At 36.8% G+C, this 19,380-nt stretch carries 13 protein-coding genes; 11 read left to right on the plus strand and 2 right to left on the minus strand.

The genetic code is table 11. The features are described from left to right. Positions 1 to 137 precede the first annotated feature (137 nt). Positions 138 to 443, minus strand: coding sequence for a helix-turn-helix transcriptional regulator (locus tag IGL49_RS03020; protein ID WP_174108252.1), 306 nt, complete (start codon positions 441 to 443; stop codon positions 138 to 140). Between the two features lie 822 nt (positions 444 to 1,265). Between IGL49_RS03020 and IGL49_RS03025 the strand changes: the two genes are divergently transcribed. Next, positions 1,266 to 3,911, plus strand: coding sequence for a calcium-translocating P-type ATPase, PMCA-type (locus IGL49_RS03025; RefSeq protein ID WP_104854209.1), 2,646 nt, complete (start codon positions 1,266 to 1,268; stop codon positions 3,909 to 3,911). A gap of 468 nt (positions 3,912 to 4,379) precedes the next feature. Beyond that, complete coding sequence (locus tag IGL49_RS03030; RefSeq protein ID WP_104854207.1) at positions 4,380 to 6,386, plus strand: KUP/HAK/KT family potassium transporter; 2,007 nt, start codon at positions 4,380 to 4,382, stop codon at positions 6,384 to 6,386. Positions 6,387 to 6,455: 69 nt separating this feature from the next. On the opposite strand, the gene IGL49_RS03035 is transcribed toward IGL49_RS03030, so the two are convergent. Beyond that, a complete protein-coding gene (locus IGL49_RS03035) occupies positions 6,456 to 7,154 on the minus strand; it encodes a helix-turn-helix domain-containing protein (RefSeq protein WP_104854206.1) in 699 nt (232 codons plus the stop codon). A gap of 125 nt (positions 7,155 to 7,279) precedes the next feature. Here IGL49_RS03035 and IGL49_RS03040 point away from each other — a divergent pair, with 125 nt between their 5' ends. From IGL49_RS03040 to dnaI, 9 genes are all read left to right on the plus strand, one after another. Beyond that, positions 7,280 to 9,424, plus strand: a complete 2,145-nt coding sequence (locus IGL49_RS03040) for a heavy metal translocating P-type ATPase (RefSeq protein ID WP_164982951.1) — start codon at positions 7,280 to 7,282, stop codon at positions 9,422 to 9,424. Positions 9,425 to 9,547: 123 nt separating this feature from the next. Next, positions 9,548 to 10,972, plus strand: coding sequence for a helix-turn-helix domain-containing protein (locus tag IGL49_RS03045; protein WP_104854204.1), 1,425 nt, complete (start codon positions 9,548 to 9,550; stop codon positions 10,970 to 10,972). Between the two features lie 68 nt (positions 10,973 to 11,040). After that, positions 11,041 to 11,952 (plus strand): aldo/keto reductase, encoded by a 912-nt coding sequence (locus tag IGL49_RS03050; RefSeq protein WP_104854203.1) that lies wholly within the window; start codon positions 11,041 to 11,043, stop codon positions 11,950 to 11,952. A gap of 186 nt (positions 11,953 to 12,138) precedes the next feature. Further along, a complete protein-coding gene (polA, locus tag IGL49_RS03055; RefSeq protein ID WP_104854202.1) occupies positions 12,139 to 14,787 on the plus strand; it encodes a DNA polymerase I in 2,649 nt (882 codons plus the stop codon). 99 nt (positions 14,788 to 14,886) lie between these two features. Next, positions 14,887 to 15,729 (plus strand): DNA-formamidopyrimidine glycosylase, encoded by an 843-nt coding sequence (gene mutM / locus IGL49_RS03060; protein ID WP_104854201.1) that lies wholly within the window; start codon positions 14,887 to 14,889, stop codon positions 15,727 to 15,729. Further along, positions 15,726 to 16,328, plus strand: coding sequence for a dephospho-CoA kinase (coaE, locus tag IGL49_RS03065; RefSeq protein WP_104854200.1), 603 nt, complete (start codon positions 15,726 to 15,728; stop codon positions 16,326 to 16,328). Before mutM ends, coaE begins: the two co-directional genes overlap by 4 nt. Positions 16,329 to 16,507: 179 nt before the next feature. Next, the gene (gene nrdR / locus IGL49_RS03070) at positions 16,508 to 16,990 is read left to right on the plus strand and encodes a transcriptional regulator NrdR (protein WP_002381296.1); all 483 of its coding nucleotides are present in this window, start codon (positions 16,508 to 16,510) and stop codon (positions 16,988 to 16,990) included. A gap of 15 nt (positions 16,991 to 17,005) precedes the next feature. Next, positions 17,006 to 18,415, plus strand: coding sequence for a replication initiation and membrane attachment family protein (locus tag IGL49_RS03075; RefSeq protein WP_104854199.1), 1,410 nt, complete (start codon positions 17,006 to 17,008; stop codon positions 18,413 to 18,415). After that, the gene (gene dnaI, locus IGL49_RS03080) at positions 18,415 to 19,344 is read left to right on the plus strand and encodes a primosomal protein DnaI (protein WP_164982965.1); all 930 of its coding nucleotides are present in this window, start codon (positions 18,415 to 18,417) and stop codon (positions 19,342 to 19,344) included. Before IGL49_RS03075 ends, dnaI begins: the two co-directional genes overlap by 1 nt. Positions 19,345 to 19,380: the final 36 nt, after the last annotated feature.

The following is a 19,380-nucleotide window of genomic DNA, read 5'->3' on the forward strand; positions in this document are numbered from 1 at the left end:
TTTTTATGTAAGAAAGGATTAATTATTGAAACAACAATACGAAGAAGTGCTTTCTTCGTATTGCCGGTACTAAGTTGTACCTCGGCAACTCCAAGTACAATCAGGAAAATTGTCTTGTTAAGTACAGCTTATACTGTTTAGGCTTCTTGTTCTACATCATCATTCAGTGTTTCTTTAAAGGTGAACACATCATCAATGGTCACACCAAAGACGTTCGCGATGTCATGCGCAAGAAGTAATGAAGGATTGTACTTGTTTCGTTCCAGTTGAATAATTGTTTGTCGAGAGACACCGACTCGATTGGCCAAATCTTGCTGGGTCATACGAGCCATAGCACGATAAACATGAATTGAACTTTCAAACGAAGATTTTTTCTTTTTTCGCATAGCATTCCCTCCTTTAACAGAAGATAAAATAGAATGTGCATCTTGAATATAACACATATGATTATTTGATACAAATATATTTTATTGCCTAAAAGAAAAACCGAGCTTAATTTTAAGCTCGGCCTTGTTAACGGGAAGACATCAATTGGTTGAATAAGTGTTTACATTTCGCGATACATGTAAAGCAAAAGGTGAACGTGATGTGGTGAAACTAAAACTTTGTTTTCATACAGTTTCGACGCTTGGATGGTGGATAACTTGCGTTAGGTGATAACAGATAGGGTAAATGCTTTATAGAAACTCCATCCTTCTATAACCTTTCCCTATTTTCCGATACGAGTTATCACTAACAATTACTCTACACGTATTGTTTACAGGTGAATCTTGCAATTCTAACAACTTTGAGTTTACCGATTTTTATCTACTGAGAAAATCTTCAACCAATTGATTTGCATGTCCTCCTTACACTTAAAGAATAGCACTATTTGAAAGCGTTTGCAAGTGATAACACTTATTAATAAGGTTAAATATAATATTTTTCTGGTTATTTTATAACATGTAAAATAAATAATCATACGAACTAAATAACATTGTATTTTTTTCTTATTTTTGTGTTGAATATATATAAATAAACTGTTTTTTTGTCAGACAAAATGAAAAAAATGTCCATTGCTTTTTGTGTGAATTCGTTTCCTTTTTCATAAAATTCCCATAATCAAATAGAAACATTGCTGTAGCAACAACGAAAATACCAGTTTTTTCTGGACATATGAGAGAACGCTAAGCCAAAGATGAAAAAAGTTGCGTGTTCAAAAAAAATCATGTTATATTTAATAGAGACACTATTATATAGGAAGAAAAAATTAGAGGGGGAATAGGATGGAAGCTTACAAGCAATCTGTCGATACTGTCACAAAAGAAGTTTCAGTCAATACTGAAACTGGGTTAACACAACAAGAGGCCCAACAACGGCTGAAAGAAAATGGCCGCAATCAATTTGAAGAGGCTAAGAAGGATTCTGTGTTAAAGAAATTTATTCACAGTTTATCTGATTTTACAACGATTATTTTATTAGTTGCTGCGGCAATTTCGTTTTATACAGCAATCGTAACAGAACACGGCGAATATTTTGAAGGAATCTTAATTATTGCAATTGTGATTATCAATGCTGTTTTAGCCATTGTTCAAGAAGGAAATGCTGAAAAATCTCTGGCGGCTTTACAAGACATGAACAAGCAAAGTAGTGCAGTCTTACGAGATGGCAAGGTAATCGAAGTCGATGCTGAAGAACTAGTAGTAGGAGATGTTCTAGTTCTTGAAGCCGGTTCAATGATTACAGCCGATGCACGACTTATTCAAGCTTCTCAAATGCGCGTAGAAGAGTCAGCACTAACAGGTGAAAGTGAACCTGTTGAAAAAGATCCTACATACGTGGGGCATGACGATGATGGCTTAGGAGATCAAATAAATATGATTTTCAAAGGCTGTACCGTTGTGAATGGCCGCGGACGAGCAGTAGTAACTGCAACAGGAATGAATACGGAAATGGGTAAAATTGCTGGGTTACTGAATAACAGCGATCAGCAAAAAACACCACTACAAAAACGCTTGAATCAATTAGGCAAACGTATTAGTTTGTTAGCTTTAGGGGCTGCGGCAATTGTTTTCATTATTGGTGAACTGCAAGGAGAACCGCTTCTTGAAATGTTTATGACAGCCGTTTCCTTAGCGGTGGCAGCTGTACCAGAAACACTAACCGTGATTGTAACGTTAACCTTAGCATATGGTGTTCAAAAAATGGCTAAGAAACATGCGATTATTCGTCGATTGCCAGCAGTAGAAACGCTAGGAACTGCGAATGTTATCTGTTCTGATAAGACAGGAACACTGACACAAAATAAAATGCGCGTCCGCCGAGTATGGCATCGTGGTGATGAAGTAACGGATACGGAAGATGCCATGACCGATGAAGCCATGGAAGTATTGAAAATGGCTGCTTTATGTACAGATGTCATTGTGGAAAAAGAAGGCGATGAACTAACTGTTACAGGGAATCCGACAGAAGCGGCAATTGTTCGTGCTGTCGAAGAAAATTATCATACTAAAGAAGAACTTGAAGAAAAATATCCTCGTATTGGTGAAATTCCCTTTGATTCAGAACGAAAAATGATGACTACGGTCCATCAATGGGGGAAAAAGTACATCTCAATTACTAAAGGAGCCTTTGATGTGTTACTACCTCGTTTTGGTTTCGGAGATGTCGATCAAGCGGCTATTGTTAATGATCGTTTCGGAAAACGAGCGTTACGAGTTATTGCTGTCGGTTATGCCGTATATGATGAACCACCCAAGGAGATGACATCGGAGGCTTTAGAAAAAAATCTTCGCTTGTTAGGCTTAATTGGCATGATTGATCCACCGCGTCCAGAAAGTAAGGGCGCCATTGCTCGTGCGAAAAAAGCTGGAATTAAAACAGTGATGATTACTGGTGATCACGTGGTAACGGCCAGTGCAATTGCTAAAGAATTAGGGATTTTAAAAGATAAAAGTGAAGCCTTATCTGGTTCAGAATTGAAAAAAATGAGCGATGAGGAATTAGATAAACGTGTCAAAGGTTTATCTGTTTATGCACGGGTAACGCCTGAAGACAAAATTCGAATTGTTCAATCATGGCAACGTTCTGGCGCTGTTGTAGCAATGACCGGAGATGGTGTGAATGATGCGCCAGCCTTGAAAGCTAGTGATGTCGGTTGCGCAATGGGTATTACTGGAACAGATGTGGCCCAAGGCGCCTCAGATATGATTTTGACGGACGATAACTTTGCAACTATTGTTGATGCCGTGGCGCAAGGACGTGCCGTGTACCGAAATATTCGTAAAGCCATTAACTTCTTGTTAAGCTGTAACATTTCTGAGATTTTTATTGTTCTAATTGCCATGTTACTCGGTTGGGGCGCGCCATTTACTGCGGTTCAACTGTTGTTTGTTAACGTGGTCGCAGATGGGCTACCTGGTTTTGCATTAGGAAAAGAACCAGCGGAAAAAGGAATTATGGATGAGGCACCAATCCCTAAAAACGAAGGGATTTTTGCACGAGGCTTATGGCAAAAGATTGGGATTAATGCAGCAGTTTTCACAGCTATTACTTTGTTTGGTTTTTACCTAGGTGCTTTTGTACCAGGTGTTTCAGCATATGTTTCAAACAGCTATGAAGTTGGACAAACAGTGGCGTTTTTAATCTTAGCTTATTCTTCAATCTTACATGTCTTTAATGTTCGTAGTGCGAACTCTATTTTCCGTGTAAAATTATCAAGCAACAAGTCGCTCTTTGAAATGGTTGTTTTAGCATTACTAATTACCACAACCATTGCTTTATTACCATTCACACAAGAACTATTTGGTTTAGTGCATATTAGTTTAAATCATTGGATGTTGGCAATCTTCCTATCCTTTGTGCCAATTTTCGTCAATGAAATGATTAAGTTCCATTTCTCTGAAGTCGAAGAGGAAGAAGAAGTGATTTAAATTTAACAGGAATAAAAGGAGCTACTTTTATTCAGGGAATTATCTTAATAGTTAGCAAGAGGTCGGGACAGAAGCGTTTAACTCCGAGAAATAAGAAGGAATTTCCGAAAATTGTTCTTTAATTTTTGGAGAATTCCGGCTTATTTCCGAAGGAGTTGCTTCTGTTCCCGCCGTTTATCAGTTTTTGAGCGTGGAGCAAAAATCCAAAGTGATTTTTGTCCCACGCTCTTATTTTTGATTTTTTTTTAAAATAGGTGGGTTTCTTATCTAAGATGAACATTCTCTAATAAAAAGACTTGCTAAACGATTTAAAACGTATTATAGTGAGTAGCATCGTTAGTCAAAAAGCGCTTTTTGACTAAGGAAAAAGATATATAAAACGTTATATAATAAAGAGTTTTAAAAGTTTTTTTGTGGAGCTGTTGGTTAAACTAAACGAAGTCATTTCTTTTGTAGGAGGAAAGTATTGTGTTACACAAAACAGAGGGGTTTGATCGTCGAAAATTTACGATGGCAGGAATCTTAGTTGCCATGGGCGTTGTCTATGGAGATATTGGAACGAGCCCTTTATATGTAATGAAAGCCATTGTAGGAGATAATGGTGGCTTAGCACGAGTCTCTGAATCGTTTATTCTAGGTTCGGTCTCATTAATTTTTTGGACGTTGACGATCTTAACCACGATTAAATATGTTGTTATTGCTTTAAATGCTGATAACCATGGAGAAGGTGGGATTTTCTCTCTTTATACATTGGTCCGTAAAAAAGGTAAGTATTTGATTATTCCCGCAATGATTGGTGGAGCCGCTTTACTGGCTGATGGTGTTTTGACACCAGCTGTGACAGTGACGACAGCGATTGAAGGCTTGCGGGGGATTCCAGCATTTTTTGAACGTTTTGGCAATGACCAAACGATTATTGTGGTTATTACGTTAACGATTATTTTAATTCTTTTTTCTGTTCAGCGATTCGGAACAGAATTGGTCGGGAAAGCTTTTGGGCCGATTATGTTCTTGTGGTTTACTTTTTTAGGCATCATTGGTTTAATGAATTTTAGCCAAGATTGGACGGTTATTCGTGCATTAAATCCATATTATGCTTTGCAATTACTAGTCAGTCCAGAAAATAAATTAGGTCTATTTATTTTAGGGAATATTTTCTTGGCTACAACTGGTGCTGAAGCTTTATATTCTGATTTAGGGCATGTAGGAAAAATGAATATCCGCATTAGTTGGCCGTATATTAAGATTTGTTTGATTCTTAATTATTTAGGGCAAGCTGCATGGCTATTAACGGTCAAAGAAAACCCTGAAATGCAGGCATTAGCTGAAATTAATCCGTTTTTCCAAATGATTCCACGAGGCGTTCTCGTATTTGGCGTTGTGTTTGCAACAATCGCCGCAGTGATTGCTTCGCAAGCATTAATATCAGGTTCGTATACCTTAGTTTCTGAAGCGATTAAATTGAAGTTATTACCAAGACTTAAAATTATTTATCCTGGGAGCAATATCGGCCAAATGTATATTCCAGCGGTAAATTTAATTTTGTGGTTAGCTTGTTCAGCAATCGTGCTGGCTTTTAGAACATCGACACACATGGAAGCTGCGTATGGTCTATCGATTACGATTACGATGTTAATGACAACCATTTTATTGTTGTTTTATCTTTTGGATAAAATTCCAGCGTGGTCTGCGTATCTAATTTCCTTGTTCTTTGCTGCCATTGAAGTTGTCTTTTTCTTTTCAAGCGCTGCGAAGTTTTTCCATGGCGGATATGTTGCTGTGGGAATGGCAGTCTTCTTGTTGTGTATCATGATTATTTGGGAACGTGGTAACGAGATTAAGGAAGCAACAGCGGAACAAGTACCGTTGGAAAAATATGTACCGCAACTTAAGGCTTTGAAAGAAGATACATCTGTACCAATGTATCAAACCAATGTGGTCTTTTTAACTTCCGATCGAGTGGACGGTGAAATTAATCGTAATATTATTTATTCGATTTTGGACAAACAACCAAAACGAGCGAATGTTTATTGGTTTGTTAATGTTCAGGTAACAGATGAACCTTTTACTCAGGAATATTCTGTTGACATGTTAGGAACTGATTTTATTGTGCAAGTTCAGCTATATTTAGGCTTCCATATTTCTCAAGAAGTGAATGTATATTTAAGACAAATTGTTCATGACTTGATGAAAACAGGCCGCTTGCCAAAACAGCCACAACGTTATTCATTAACGCCAGGAAGAGAAGTTGGCGATTTCCAATTTGTATTAATTCAAGAAGAATTATCTAACGTTTCTGAACTAAAAAAATGGGATCGACAAATTATGCAGGCAAAATTAGCTATCAAAAATTTAACTACTTCTCCTGAAAGCTGGTTTGGCTTGGAATACAGTGAAGTCAAATATGAATCCGTTCCTTTAATCATTGGCCCACAACGGAAAACGCACTTAGTCGAACGAAAGAATCGTTCATAAATAGAAGAAATTTAACTAAAAGATTGAGCCTAGGTCCTTGAGATACATGGCTCAATCTTTTTTGTAGAATCAGAGTAAATACTGTAATTCCACAAAGAATTCATTTAAAAGTGTTTGGTCTTTAAAGGAATTCATCCGCTTAAAGATGGCCAGCAAGATTTCTTTTTGTGGCTCATTTAATTGATCTACTTTTAACAAAGGAAGAAAAGCGATAATCAGAGAATAATCCAATTCTGGATTTTGAGAATGTGTAAATAATTCATGTAGTTCCGACAAAATAAACGGATGATAATAAGATTGGTCAGACTGTTCTTCTGCAGTTGTTGGTTCATAAATAGAAATACTCTCTTTGGAATGAGAGGGGGATTCTGCTGTTAGCGGAAAAGCATAAAAGGACTGCTGTAACTTTTGCGCGTGAATCATAATTTTTAATGAATCGTGATAGGATAGCTGTTCTTCAGATAAACGTACCATCAACTGAGTAAAAAAAGGTGGTTTTAGCAGTTGTTTATTTTGAAAATTTTCTTTCAAAAGCTGGCGCACAAATCGATCAAAATCACCATAAAGTAGCCAATCTACTGTTGTATCGCAGGCTTTAGCGATTTTTTTTAAGTATCGTTTATTGGGTAAATTCAACCCTAGTTCCCAGTTACTAATTGTACTTCCACTAGATAAACCAATTTTATTAGCTAAATAACGTAAAGTGTACTTTTTCTTTTTTCGAGCTTCACGCATGCGTGCCCCGACTTGCTTTGTAGTAATTTTCATTGAAATACTCCTTTTGTGAGAAATATGAGGATAAGGTGTTCTTAAAATATACATACGCAAAATTCGGCTCCTTTTTTTTCTAAACTAAAAAAAGTAATTATTTCTAACAATTTTCATCTTGTGCTATGCTTAAGATGAAAATACTTAAGAAGAGAAGGGATCATATGTCAGCAAAACATAATCATGAACAACATCAGGAAAAACAGCCAACAATATCCCACAATAAAATGAATCACATGAATCATGACATGGCGCATGAACAAATGGCTATGTCACACCAACATGAAGGAATGAAGGGAATGGACCATTCAATGCATATGGGGAATTTTAAACAAAAATTCTGGCTGTCATTGATTTTAGCTATTCCGATTATTGTTCTTTCACCGATGATGGGTTTTCAATTACCTTTTCAATTTACTTTTCCAGGGTCTGATTGGTTGGTTTTAATTTTAGCAACTGTGCTATTTTTTTATGGTGGACAACCATTTTTAAGTGGCGCTAAAATGGAATTACAGCAAAAGAGCCCAGCAATGATGACGTTAATTGCGATGGGGATTTCGGTATCATATTTTTATAGCTTATATGCATTTTACATGAACCATTTTACGAATCAGGCCCACGTGATGGACTTTTTCTGGGAATTAGCCACTCTGATTGTTATTATGCTTTTAGGCCATTGGATTGAAATGAATGCTATTTCTAATGCTGGTGATGCCTTGAAAAAAATGGCTGAACTGTTACCTGACACAGTCAAGCGAATGAGTGAACATGGGGAAGAAGAAATTCCTTTGCAAGATGTTCAAGAAGGCGATCGGTTGATTGTTCGTTCGGGAGATAAAATTCCGACAGACGGTAAAATTTTGAAAGGAAGCACAACAGTCGACGAATCGATGGTTACAGGGGAATCAAAAACAGTAGAAAAAAACAGTGGCGACTCCGTGATTGGTGGAGCTGTCAATGGCAACGGAATGATTGAAATTTCAGTAACTGGCACGGGTGAAAATAGTTACCTATCAAAAGTTATGGAGATGGTTAAACAAGCGCAATCGGAAAAATCAAAACTAGAATCAATTTCGGACCGTGTCGCGAAGTGGTTATTCTATATTGCCTTATTCGTAGGTGTGTTAGCATTTATCGGTTGGTTAATGGCAACGAAAGATTTGTCGCTAGCATTTGAACGAATGGTTACAGTTTTTATTATTGCCTGTCCCCATGCATTAGGCTTAGCAATTCCATTAGTGATTGCTAGAAGTACCTCCATTGCTGCTAAAAATGGCTTACTTTTAAAAAATCGGAACGCATTAGAACAAGCCAATAAGGTTGAATATGTGTTGCTGGATAAAACTGGTACTTTAACAGAAGGACAATTTACAGTTACTGGCTTAGAATTAATGAGTAAGCAATTCACTAGAGAAGAAGCACTTAAATATATTGGAGCATTAGAAAAAAACGCAAACCATCCGTTGGCAATTGGGATTATGAACTATTTAAATAAACAAGCCGTTCAACCTTATGAAGCCCATAATCTGCAAGCTTTATCAGGCGTGGGATTGGTTGCTACTGTTCAAAACCAAGAAGTCAAAATAGTCAATGAAAAAGAAGTCGCACGGTTACAGTTAACCTTCGATGAAACAATTAAAACAAACTATCAAGAGCAAGGAAATACCTTGAGTTATTTAATCATCGCTGGTCAACTAGTCGCACTGCTAGCTTTAGGAGATAAAGTCAAACCAGAAGCTAAAACATTTATTGCAGAGTTACAAGCGCAAGGAATTACGCCAGTCATGTTAACAGGGGATAATCAAACAGCCGCCAGTGCAGTTGCTAATTATTTAGGAATGAAGGAATACTACGCAGAGCTCTTGCCAGAAGACAAAGAAAAAATTGTACAACAGTACCTTACTGAGGGGCATCAGGTCATGATGGTAGGGGACGGTATTAATGATGCACCAAGTTTAGCCCGTGCTTCAATCGGAATTGCGATAGGCGCTGGTACCGATGTAGCCATTGATTCGGCAGATGTGGTACTGACAGATAGTGATCCTAAAGATATTTTAAGGTTCTTAGATTTAGCCAAACAAACACGACGCAAAATGATTCAAAATCTTTGGTGGGGAGCCGGGTACAATATTGTCGCTATTCCTTTAGCGGCTGGGGTCCTTGCACCAATTGGGATTGTTTTAAATCCAGCTGTAGGTGCTGTATTGATGTCGTTAAGCACAATTATTGTAGCAGCAAACGCTATGACACTGCATATTTCAAAAAAATAATTCGATATAATTGTAGAGAATGGAAAGTAATCAATACTTTTTGTTCTCTATTTTTTTCTTTTAAAAAAAATTTTTGCCTTATTTGACGTATCCTTATAACAAGGGAATGAAAGGGGACGATATATGGATTTCAAGGAATTATTGTCTTTTGAACATAAAAATATGTTGGAATTGTTGGATTTACTGCAACAAGAGCAGACATTTTCTGTTTTGATGGCTGCAGAAAAACTAAAGGTGAGCGACAAAACGATCCATTGTTACATTCAACGTTTTGAAAAAAAGCAGGAGGGGTTTAAGATAGAACGGCTTTGTAAGATTTATACAACAACTAAAGGAATTGTAAAATATCGTGAATTATGCGCTTGTGGGCTAGCTCGCTTTAGACAAAAATTTTGTTATTTTATTCCCGAATTTTATATTTTGCGTTGTCTAATTGAAGAGCGAATCAATTATGCCCAATTGACCCAGAGATTAGGTTTACAGGAATCAACTATTCGGAAGAAACTGTCTAATATACGACGTTGGCTAGTTAATTTTGATATTGTTGTGCGTCAAAAACATTATGATTTAACTGGCAATGAATGGCAAATTCGACAGCTAACCCTTTATTTTTATTTGTTTTTTCAAGAAAGTTGTCTGGAAGAAAACAAAGAAATGACTCGGAAAATCATTACCTTTTTTGAGTTGGATTTAAATGTGGCGCAACAGAATCATCTTAGTTGGCTAATTTATATTTGGGAGAAACGGTACCGAGGCGGTCATGAAATTTCAGTGCCAAATGCTAGTATATTTCAACAAACAAGTCCCTTTTTTTATTTATTTCGTGTCGAAGTATTAAGCACTTCTTTTATGTCTCTCAAAGAACAAAAAGCGTTATTTGTGATTCTTGAAGCGCATTTTGGTGGTTGCTTTGGCAAGAGAGCACGAAAATATTTTATTCATGAGCAAATGAAAATTGAAAGTTTATGCTTAAAAACAGCTATTTTTATCATGAAAGAAATTAGGAAAAGTTTTACACAACATCAGTTTAATTATCAAGAAATTCATTTGTGTCGATTTTTAAGTACGCATATGAATAGTTTATTAGACGGCCAAGCGAGATTTCCAGCTCATAAACAGGAACAAAAACTTGCTGTACGTTATCAGCAAACCTGGCACAGATTACAGAAACTTATTAGGCTTTTAAAACGCCTGTATCCAGTCTTTGCTTCAGTAAAAGAAAGGGAATTGACGAATTGCTATTTTTATCACATCCTGGATTTATTTAACCCCATTTTATATGAAAAAAAATATATTATTTGTTTATTGACAGACTTTCCTCCAGAAAAGGAAGAAGCGCTGGGGCAATCTTTAAAAAACTATTTCAGTGAAAAAAAGAATATTACAATTATTTATGGAAAACCAACGTATCAACTTCACCAAGCACATCTAGTAATTGTCAATCATTTGTTTCAGATGAACGTATCACTTTCTCCAGAGACAATTGTTTATTTGCCAGAAGAATTATCGCCTGCTTTTTTTGAAAAAGTTGAAGCGAATCTATCGTAAGAAGTCCAATTTTGTCTAAATAGTGTTAAAATGAAGAAGTAAGAGGAATGGATGAGGAGGATATTAAAATGAAACAACTGCAATTTGGTACAAGTGACGAAACAGTTTCTTCGGTTATCTTAGGATGTATGCGCTTAAATGGTGCTGGAAATCCTCAACAGGTAATTGAAGCTGCTTATGATCATGGCATTACATTCTTTGATCATGCCGACATTTATGGTGGCGGCGACTGCGAAACAATTTTTGGTAAGGCCTTAAAAGAAAGTTCCATTCGTCGTGAAGATATTTTTATACAAACGAAATGTGGGATTCGTCAAGGCTTTTTTGACTTTTCAAAAGAACATATTTTAGAAGCGGTCGAAGGGAGTTTACAGCGTTTAGGTATAGATTCAGTCGATGCATTATTGTTGCATCGTCCAGATACTTTAGTGGAACCAGAAGAAGTAGCTGAAGCTTTTCATTTATTAGAAAAACAAGGGAAAGTTCGCTATTTTGGTGTAAGTAACCAAACGCCAGGACAAATTGAACTTTTAAAAACAGCTGTTAAACAACCATTATTAGCCAATCAATTACAATTTGGCATCAAGCATACTGGCATGGTGGATCAAGGATTACAAACAAATATGGAAACATCAGGAAGCATTGATTATGATCATGGCATTTTAGATTATTCACGTTTGAAACAAATGACTATTCAAGCATGGTCACCTTATCAATATGGATATTTTGAAGGTGTCTTTATTGGAAATGAAAAATTCCCTGAGTTAAATCAAAAATTAACCGAGCTGGCTGAAAAATATCAAACGACGCCAACTGGTTTAGCCTGCAGCTGGATTCTGCGCCATCCTGCTAATATGCAAGTCATCGCAGGAAGTATGAATCTTGGTAGAATTGAAGAAATTGCTAAAGCAGCAGATATCGTGATTAGTCGCGAAGATTGGTACGACATTTATCGTGCAGCGGGAAATGTTTTGCCGTAAAATATTCTCATATTTTTGAAGATACAGCGTGTATTGCTGCTTGATTTTGGTATTTGATATAGTCATCATTAAAGAACTATGTCAAATACCTTTTTCTTTCATTCGGCAATCGCCGTCTACTGCAAATTCTGTAGTTTTTTGTTAAAATAGAAAGGAAACTAGTTTGCTAAAGATGAGGGGAAAAAAATGACCAAAAAAAAATTATTACTCGTTGATGGAAACAGTGTAGCCTTTCGTGCATTTTTTGCGCTACATAACTCATTAGAACGATTCAAAAATAAGAACGGCTTGCATACAAATGCCATTTATGCATTTAACAATATGTTTGAAAATGTAATGCAAAAAGAAATGCCTACTCATGTTTTAGTCGCTTTTGATGCAGGGAAAACCACATTCAGAACAGAATTTTATTCAGAATATAAAGCCGGACGCTCAAAAACACCGGGCGAATTTAAAGAACAAATGCCGTATATTCGTGAACTTTTAGAAGGTTTAGGTGTAAAATATTATGAACTGCCTAACTATGAAGCGGATGATATTATTGGTACATTAGCCAACAAAGTTGATAAAGATGAATTTGATGTTGTTGTGTTATCAGGAGACCGAGATTTGACACAATTAGCGACGGACACTGTCAAAGTAGATATCACTGTTAAAGGAGTTAGCGATATTGAATCATATACGCCTGAGCATATTGCTGAAAAATATGATGGGTTAACACCTAATCAAATTATTGATATGAAAGGGTTGGCTGGCGACACGTCGGATAATATTCCAGGTGTAACGAAAATTGGTGAGAAAACTGCAATTAAGCTGTTAAAACAATATGGCTCAGTTGAAGGGGTTTATGAAAATATCGATGAAATGAAAAAAAGCAAAATGAAAGAAAACCTGATTAATGATAAGGAGCAAGCCTTTCTTTCTAAACGTTTAGCGACAATCGAAGTCAATGCACCAGTCGAAGTCAATGTGGAAGACTTGGTATATAAAGGGAAAAATTTAGAAAAATTGGTTCCTTTTTATAAAGAAATGGATTTTAAACAATTTTTAGCTAAGTTGGACATTACAGAAGAACCTGTTGAAATGGAAGATATTTTATTTGAAGTCGTTGAAGATCAGTTAACCAACGAAATGTTTACAGACGATATGGCTCTTTATGTTGAAATGATGGAAGATAACTATCATACGTCACCGATTGTCGGCCTTGCTTGGGGCAACGACAAGAAAATTTATACCACAAATAATTTAGCTGTTTTTGAAAGTCAGCCATTTATCGATTGGTTGATGGATGAGACACGCAAAAAAAATGTCTACGATGCAAAACGAACCTACGTTGCGTTAAATCGCTATGTAGGAAAAATGACAGGGATTGCCTTTGATGTTTTATTGGCTGCTTATTTACTTGATACCAATGACAATAACGCTGATATTGAAGGCGTAGCACAACATTACGGATATGATGCGATTCAATCTGATGAAGCAATTTATGGAAAAGGGGCCAAAAAAGGCTTGCCAGAAGACGAAGAAGTTTTCTTTGGTCACTTAGCGCGTAAGATTAAAGCAATTCAATTTTTAACAAGCAAATTAGACAGCGAATTAACAGAAAAGAATCAAGCTGATTTATTCTATAAAATGGAATTACCACTTTCTCGTATTTTAGGCGATATGGAAATAACTGGGATCCGTGTTGATGCCACGCGCTTAAAAGAAATGCAAGTAGAATTTTCAGAACGCCTAAAAGAAATCGAAGAAAAAATCTATGCAGAAGCTGGCGAAGAATTTAATTTGAACTCACCTAAACAATTAGGCGTTATTTTATTTGAAAAAATGGGCTTACCTGTGATCAAAAAGACGAAAACTGGCTATTCAACAGCGGTGGATGTTTTAGAACAACTAAAAGAACAAGCACCAATTGTGGCGGATATTTTAACTTATCGTCAAATTGCCAAAATTCAATCGACCTATGTTGAAGGGCTCTTAAAAGTAATTCAGCCAGATAATAAAATTCATACTCGGTATGTACAAACACTGACACAAACAGGACGGTTAAGCTCAGTAGATCCTAATTTACAAAATATTCCTATCCGTCTAGAAGAAGGCCGGAAAATTCGAGAAGCGTTCGTACCAAGAGAGGATAACTGGTTGATTTTCTCTTCTGACTACTCTCAAATTGAGTTACGTGTCCTGGCGCATATTTCTAATGACAAGCATTTAAAAGAAGCGTTTGTGGAAGGGCAAGATATCCATGCCAGCACTGCAATGCGAGTTTTCGGTGTCGAAAAAGCAGAAGAGGTCACACCTAACATGCGTCGTCAAGCTAAAGCGGTGAATTTTGGAATTGTCTATGGTATCAGTGATTATGGCTTGTCCCAAAACTTAGGCATTACTAGAAAGCAAGCACAACAATATATTGACACCTATTTTGAAAAATATCCAGGTGTGAAACAGTATATGGAAGAGATTGTCCGCGATGCCAAAGACAAAGGCTATGTGGAAACATTGTATCATCGTCGTCGTTATTTAAGTGATATTAATTCAAGAAACTTTAATCTACGTTCATTCGCTGAACGTACAGCGATTAATACACCGATTCAGGGAAGTGCCGCAGATATTTTAAAAATTGCGATGATTGAAATGGCGCGTCGCTTAAAAGAAGAAAAATTACAAGCGACAATGTTATTACAAGTGCACGATGAGTTAGTTTTTGAAGTGCCAGAATCAGAATTAGAACAATTAAATCAACTCGTGAAAGAAGTGATGGAGCACGCGGTTTCCTTACATGTGCCACTTATCACCGATAGCAGTTGGGGTAAAACATGGTATGAAGCAAAATAATAGCTTACCCATTAAGAACTATGAATAAAATAAGCATAAGTAGGATCTGGACGTTGGTATCTAAGCGTTCAGACCTCTTTATATAAAGGAGCAAAAATAATGCCAGAATTACCAGAAGTAGAAACAGTGCGAAAAGGACTTGAAAAACTTGTTGTAGGAAAAACCATTCAAGAAGTCATTGTTTTTTGGCCAAAAATTATTGAATCACCAGAAGTTGATGTGTTTCAAGGTCAATTAGCTGGCCAAACGATTGAAGGGATTGAGCGAAGAGGAAAATTTCTGATTTTTAAATTGTCTGATAATGATATGATTTCTCACTTACGAATGGAAGGAAAATATGAGTTTCATCAGGCTGATGATGACATTGCCAAACATACCCATGTAATGTTTACTTTTACAGATGGTACGCAATTACGTTATTTAGATGTGCGAAAATTTGGCCGTATGACATTGGTTCCTAAGAATCAAGGTCATCAATATAAAGGGATTTTAGCTTTGGGCCCAGAGCCAACACCAGACGTTTTTCAATTAGCTGCTTTTCAACAAGGCTTGAAAAAGCATCATAAGGCAATTAAGCCATTGCTGTTAGATCAAAAGCTAGTGACTGGCTTGGGGAATATTTATGTCGATGAAGCACTTTGGCAAGCGCAAATCCATCCAGAGCAACCAGCAGATTCCTTAAAACCTGAGGAAGTTGCTACGTTGTATCAAGCAATCATTGATGTCTTGGCACGCGCTGTTGAAGCAGGTGGAACCACCATTCGCACCTATCTAAACGCGTTAGGAGAAGCAGGGACTTTTCAAGTAGCGTTGAATGTCTATGGGCAAACAGGCTTACCTTGCAATCGTTGTGGTACCCCGATTGTTAAAACAAAAGTGGCACAACGTGGTACGCATTATTGTCCACAATGTCAACAATTGAAGGGGCGTCGATTGAAATGACAAAAGTTTTAGGTATTACAGGAGGGATTGCGACAGGTAAAAGTACGGTTGTTGCTTTTTTTAAAAAAGCGGGTTATCCAATTGTTGACGGCGATGTTATCGCCCGAGAAATTGTTGCAAAAGGGCAACCAGCTTTAGCCGCAATCGTGGAAACTTTCGGCCCAGAAATAGTATTAACAACTGGTGAATTGGATCGGAAAAAATTAGGACAATTAATTTTCTCTAGCTCTCAAAAACGGGAGTTGTTAAATGAAACGCTGAAACCTTTTTTAAGAAAAGAAATTTTACGTCAAATTGAAGAAGCTAAAAAGAAAGCAGCATCCCTTATTATTGTTGATATTCCTCTGCTTTATGAAGCCCATTATGAGGCGATTATGGATCAAGTCGCTGTGGTGTATGTACCTGAAAAGATTCAAAAAGAGCGTCTGATGGCCCGAAACCATTTAACAGAAGAAGAAGCACAACAACGAATTGCTAGTCAATGGCCGATTGAAACGAAAAAAGAACGAGCAGATATCGTATTTGATAATCAAGGAACTAGAGAAGAAACGGAACAACAAGTGAAGAAGTGGCTAGAGAAACAAGCTGAAAAGAAGTGAATACTTTTTAAATGACGTAAAATTTTTTGAAAATTTCAGAAAAAATAGCGAAAGTCTTTGTTTTTATTAAAGAATGGCAAAGATTCAACTAAGAACCAGTTCTAAAGCCCTAGTAATAGCGCAATTTCATGTTATAATATAGGCAACAAAAATTATACAGAATAGAAGAGGTGAACGTTATGCGTTGTCCAAGATGTCATCATAATAATTCCCGTGTTATTGATAGCCGTCAAGCAGATGATGGACGTGCAATTCGCCGTCGTCGTGAATGTGAAAATTGCAGTTATCGGTTCACTACATTTGAAAGAATTGAAGCAGCGCCATTACTTGTGATCAAGAAAAATGGGGATCGTGAAGAATTTAATCGTGATAAAATTTTGCGTGGGCTTATTCGCTCTGCGGAAAAAAGACCCGTTGCTATGGAACAAATGGTTCAAATTGTCGATAATGTTGAAAATCGAGTGCGTAGTTTAGGGGAAAACGAAGTCTCTACCACGCTTATCGGTGAATATGTGATGGAGGATTTAGTCAATCTAGATGAAATTGCCTACATCCGCTTTGCCAGTGTTTATCGACAATTTAAAGATATGAGCGTGTTTTTGAAAGAGTTACAGGACATTGTCGACAAAGCAAAATCTTCTTCTCCTGACTCAGAAAATTAAAAAGGAGGTCTTTCTTTGAACGGAAATCGGCAAAGAATCCAACCAAAAAATATTTTTCAAGCGGTTATTGATTCACCGCTTTCTGATCAAGAGAAAGAGGTTTTAACCTTTTTATATCAACCAATTGTCGGCGCCAATGCGTTTAGTTTATATTGGCTTTTGTTATCTGAAACAACAGACTCAGAGGAGAATGGCTCGCTGTTTCATGCAGATTTAATTAGTTTGCTAGACTTGAGTTGCCAACAATTAGAAGAAGCTTGCTACAAATTAGAAGGCATTGGGTTGCTAGAAACGTATAAAAAAACAGATCGGGAATTAGGAGATTGTTATTTATATTATTTAAAAGCACCTGAAACAGCCACTCGTTTTTTTAAAGATGAAGTGTTAGCTTTAGTGTTATTTAATCGGGTTGGACAACGGAAATTTGATCAATTAGTGCAAAAGTTCCAACCGCATCCTACTAAAACAGAGGGCTATCAAAATGTTTCCGCTAGCTTTCAAGAGGTTTATGCCTTTAAAGAAGAACAAATTGTTTCCGAAGCGAACCGATTGACAACGATTCAAGAAACTTTTTCTCAACAAGAAAAATCGAAGAAAATTTCTGTATCAAAGGATTCTTTTGATTGGCACTATTTTGTGGAAGGTTTGCACCGTTTAGGTTTACAACTGCCTGAAGATGAGGCTAGTTTTCAAGAAGAAGTCTATGTTTTTCATCAATTATATGGCATCAATGAGTTAGATATGGTAGACTTTGCTTCGAAATCATTTGACTATTATACAAGTCGAATTTTGCCTAAGGAATTAGTGCGAACGATTCATCAAGCGTTTGATCCTGATAAAAAACCACAACCAACAAACGTAGTGACAAACGAGCAAGCACAATTGACGGTGGAAGAGCAACAAACGTATCGATATAACGCATTAAAAATGAATGGTTTTTCTGAACTGGATATTCAAATGATTATGGATAGTGAAAAGAATCCGCCTATTCAATATTTAGAAGCTTTAAAAAATAGTCGAGGCGGCTATACGACACCACAAGAACGTTCATTAGTGAAATATTTGGTTGCCAAATCAGGCTTACCAACTAGTGTGATTAATATTTTGATTAACTATGTTTACAACATTCAACAACAACCGACTTTAAAAGCGGAGTATGTGAATCGAATTGCGAATGAATGGGGACAGAGTGGGATTCATTCACCAGAAAAAGCAATTGAGCACGTCAGAGAATTGGCAAAACAAAGCCAAACCAAACAAAAACAGCGACAACAAAATTATTCAGGGAAACGCCAAACTGTTCGACAAGAGCGATTACCAGAATGGGCAGATCAGCCAAACGATGAAACAAAACTTTCCCCAGAAGAACAAGCCGAGTTAGATCGACAAATTCAAGAATTTTTAAACCAAGGAGGTGACCAATGATGGAAGACGTAGGAAAAGAAATGTCAAAAATTATCCAGAAGCGTGATATCAATGAACGATATGAAGAGCTAGTTAACGAAGTATTGAAAGATCAAGATGTTCAAGCCTTTATACAAGCAAACCGAGAGCGTTTAACCGATGAAGATATTCGTAAAAGTTATGCTAAGCTGTATGAATTTGTTCAAGAAAAAAAGAAATTTCAATTAAACGATCCGGCAATGATTGCCCCAGGCTATGAGCCAAGATTAATGTTGAATTTTCATTACATTGATGTAACGTATGTCCCAACGGCTGATTTAATCGCCCGTCAAAAGGAAGAAGAAATTCGCAATCGAGTAAAGGCAATGGATATGCCAAAAGATGTCCGAGAAGCAAATTTACGAGATTTCGATCCATCTTCTCAAGGTCGAGCCAAAGCGTTAGCAGAAGCGATGCAATTTTTAAGAGAATATCCTGCGACACCAAAAGAATTTCATAAAGGACTCTATTTACAAGGCCCCTTCGGTGTAGGAAAATCTTTCTTATTAGGTGCGATGGCTAATGCTTTAGCAGAACGTGGATTTACTACGACAATTGTTCATTTTCCAACCTTTACAGTAGAAATGAAACAAGCCATTGGTCGCGATCAAGTTGGTGAAAAGCTCGATGCAGTAAAAAAATCCCCTATATTAATGATTGATGACATTGGTGCGGAATCCATGACTAGTTGGATTCGTGACGACGTTTTAAGTGTAATCTTGCAATACCGAATGCAAGAACAATTAGTTACTTTTTTCTCTTCCAACCTAGATTTAAAAGCTTTAGAAGAGCATTTAACCGTGACGCAACGAGGAGAACAAGAGCCACTAAAAGCCAGACGAATTATGGAACGTGTGCGTTATCTGTCAAAAGAGATTACGATGACAGGAAATGATCGACGAAACGGTTAGAGCAATCCTTTTATTTTATGGATTGCTTTTTTTCTT

This window comes from Enterococcus sp. DIV1337a (assembly GCF_051712285.1).
Taxonomy (GTDB): Bacteria; Bacillota; Bacilli; order Lactobacillales; family Enterococcaceae; genus Enterococcus; species Enterococcus faecalis.

Excerpts from the sequence above, each read along its gene's own strand:
- nrdR (WP_002381296.1), top strand. The coding sequence starts at position 16,508 with ATGCGTTGTCCAAGATGTCATCATAATAATTCCCGTGTTATTGATAGC.
- IGL49_RS03050 (WP_104854203.1), top strand. The coding sequence starts at position 11,041 with ATGAAACAACTGCAATTTGGTACAAGTGACGAAACAGTTTCTTCGGTT.
- mutM (WP_104854201.1), top strand. The coding sequence starts at position 14,887 with ATGCCAGAATTACCAGAAGTAGAAACAGTGCGAAAAGGACTTGAAAAA.
- coaE (WP_104854200.1), top strand. The coding sequence starts at position 15,726 with ATGACAAAAGTTTTAGGTATTACAGGAGGGATTGCGACAGGTAAAAGT.
- IGL49_RS03025 (WP_104854209.1), top strand. The coding sequence starts at position 1,266 with ATGGAAGCTTACAAGCAATCTGTCGATACTGTCACAAAAGAAGTTTCA.
- IGL49_RS03040 (WP_164982951.1), top strand. The coding sequence starts at position 7,280 with ATGCTTAAGATGAAAATACTTAAGAAGAGAAGGGATCATATGTCAGCA.
- polA (WP_104854202.1), top strand. The coding sequence starts at position 12,139 with ATGACCAAAAAAAAATTATTACTCGTTGATGGAAACAGTGTAGCCTTT.
- IGL49_RS03020 (WP_174108252.1), bottom strand. The coding sequence starts at position 443 with ATGTGTTATATTCAAGATGCACATTCTATTTTATCTTCTGTTAAAGGA.
- dnaI (WP_164982965.1), top strand. The coding sequence starts at position 18,415 with ATGGAAGACGTAGGAAAAGAAATGTCAAAAATTATCCAGAAGCGTGAT.
- IGL49_RS03035 (WP_104854206.1), bottom strand. The coding sequence starts at position 7,154 with ATGAAAATTACTACAAAGCAAGTCGGGGCACGCATGCGTGAAGCTCGA.
- IGL49_RS03045 (WP_104854204.1), top strand. The coding sequence starts at position 9,548 with ATGGATTTCAAGGAATTATTGTCTTTTGAACATAAAAATATGTTGGAA.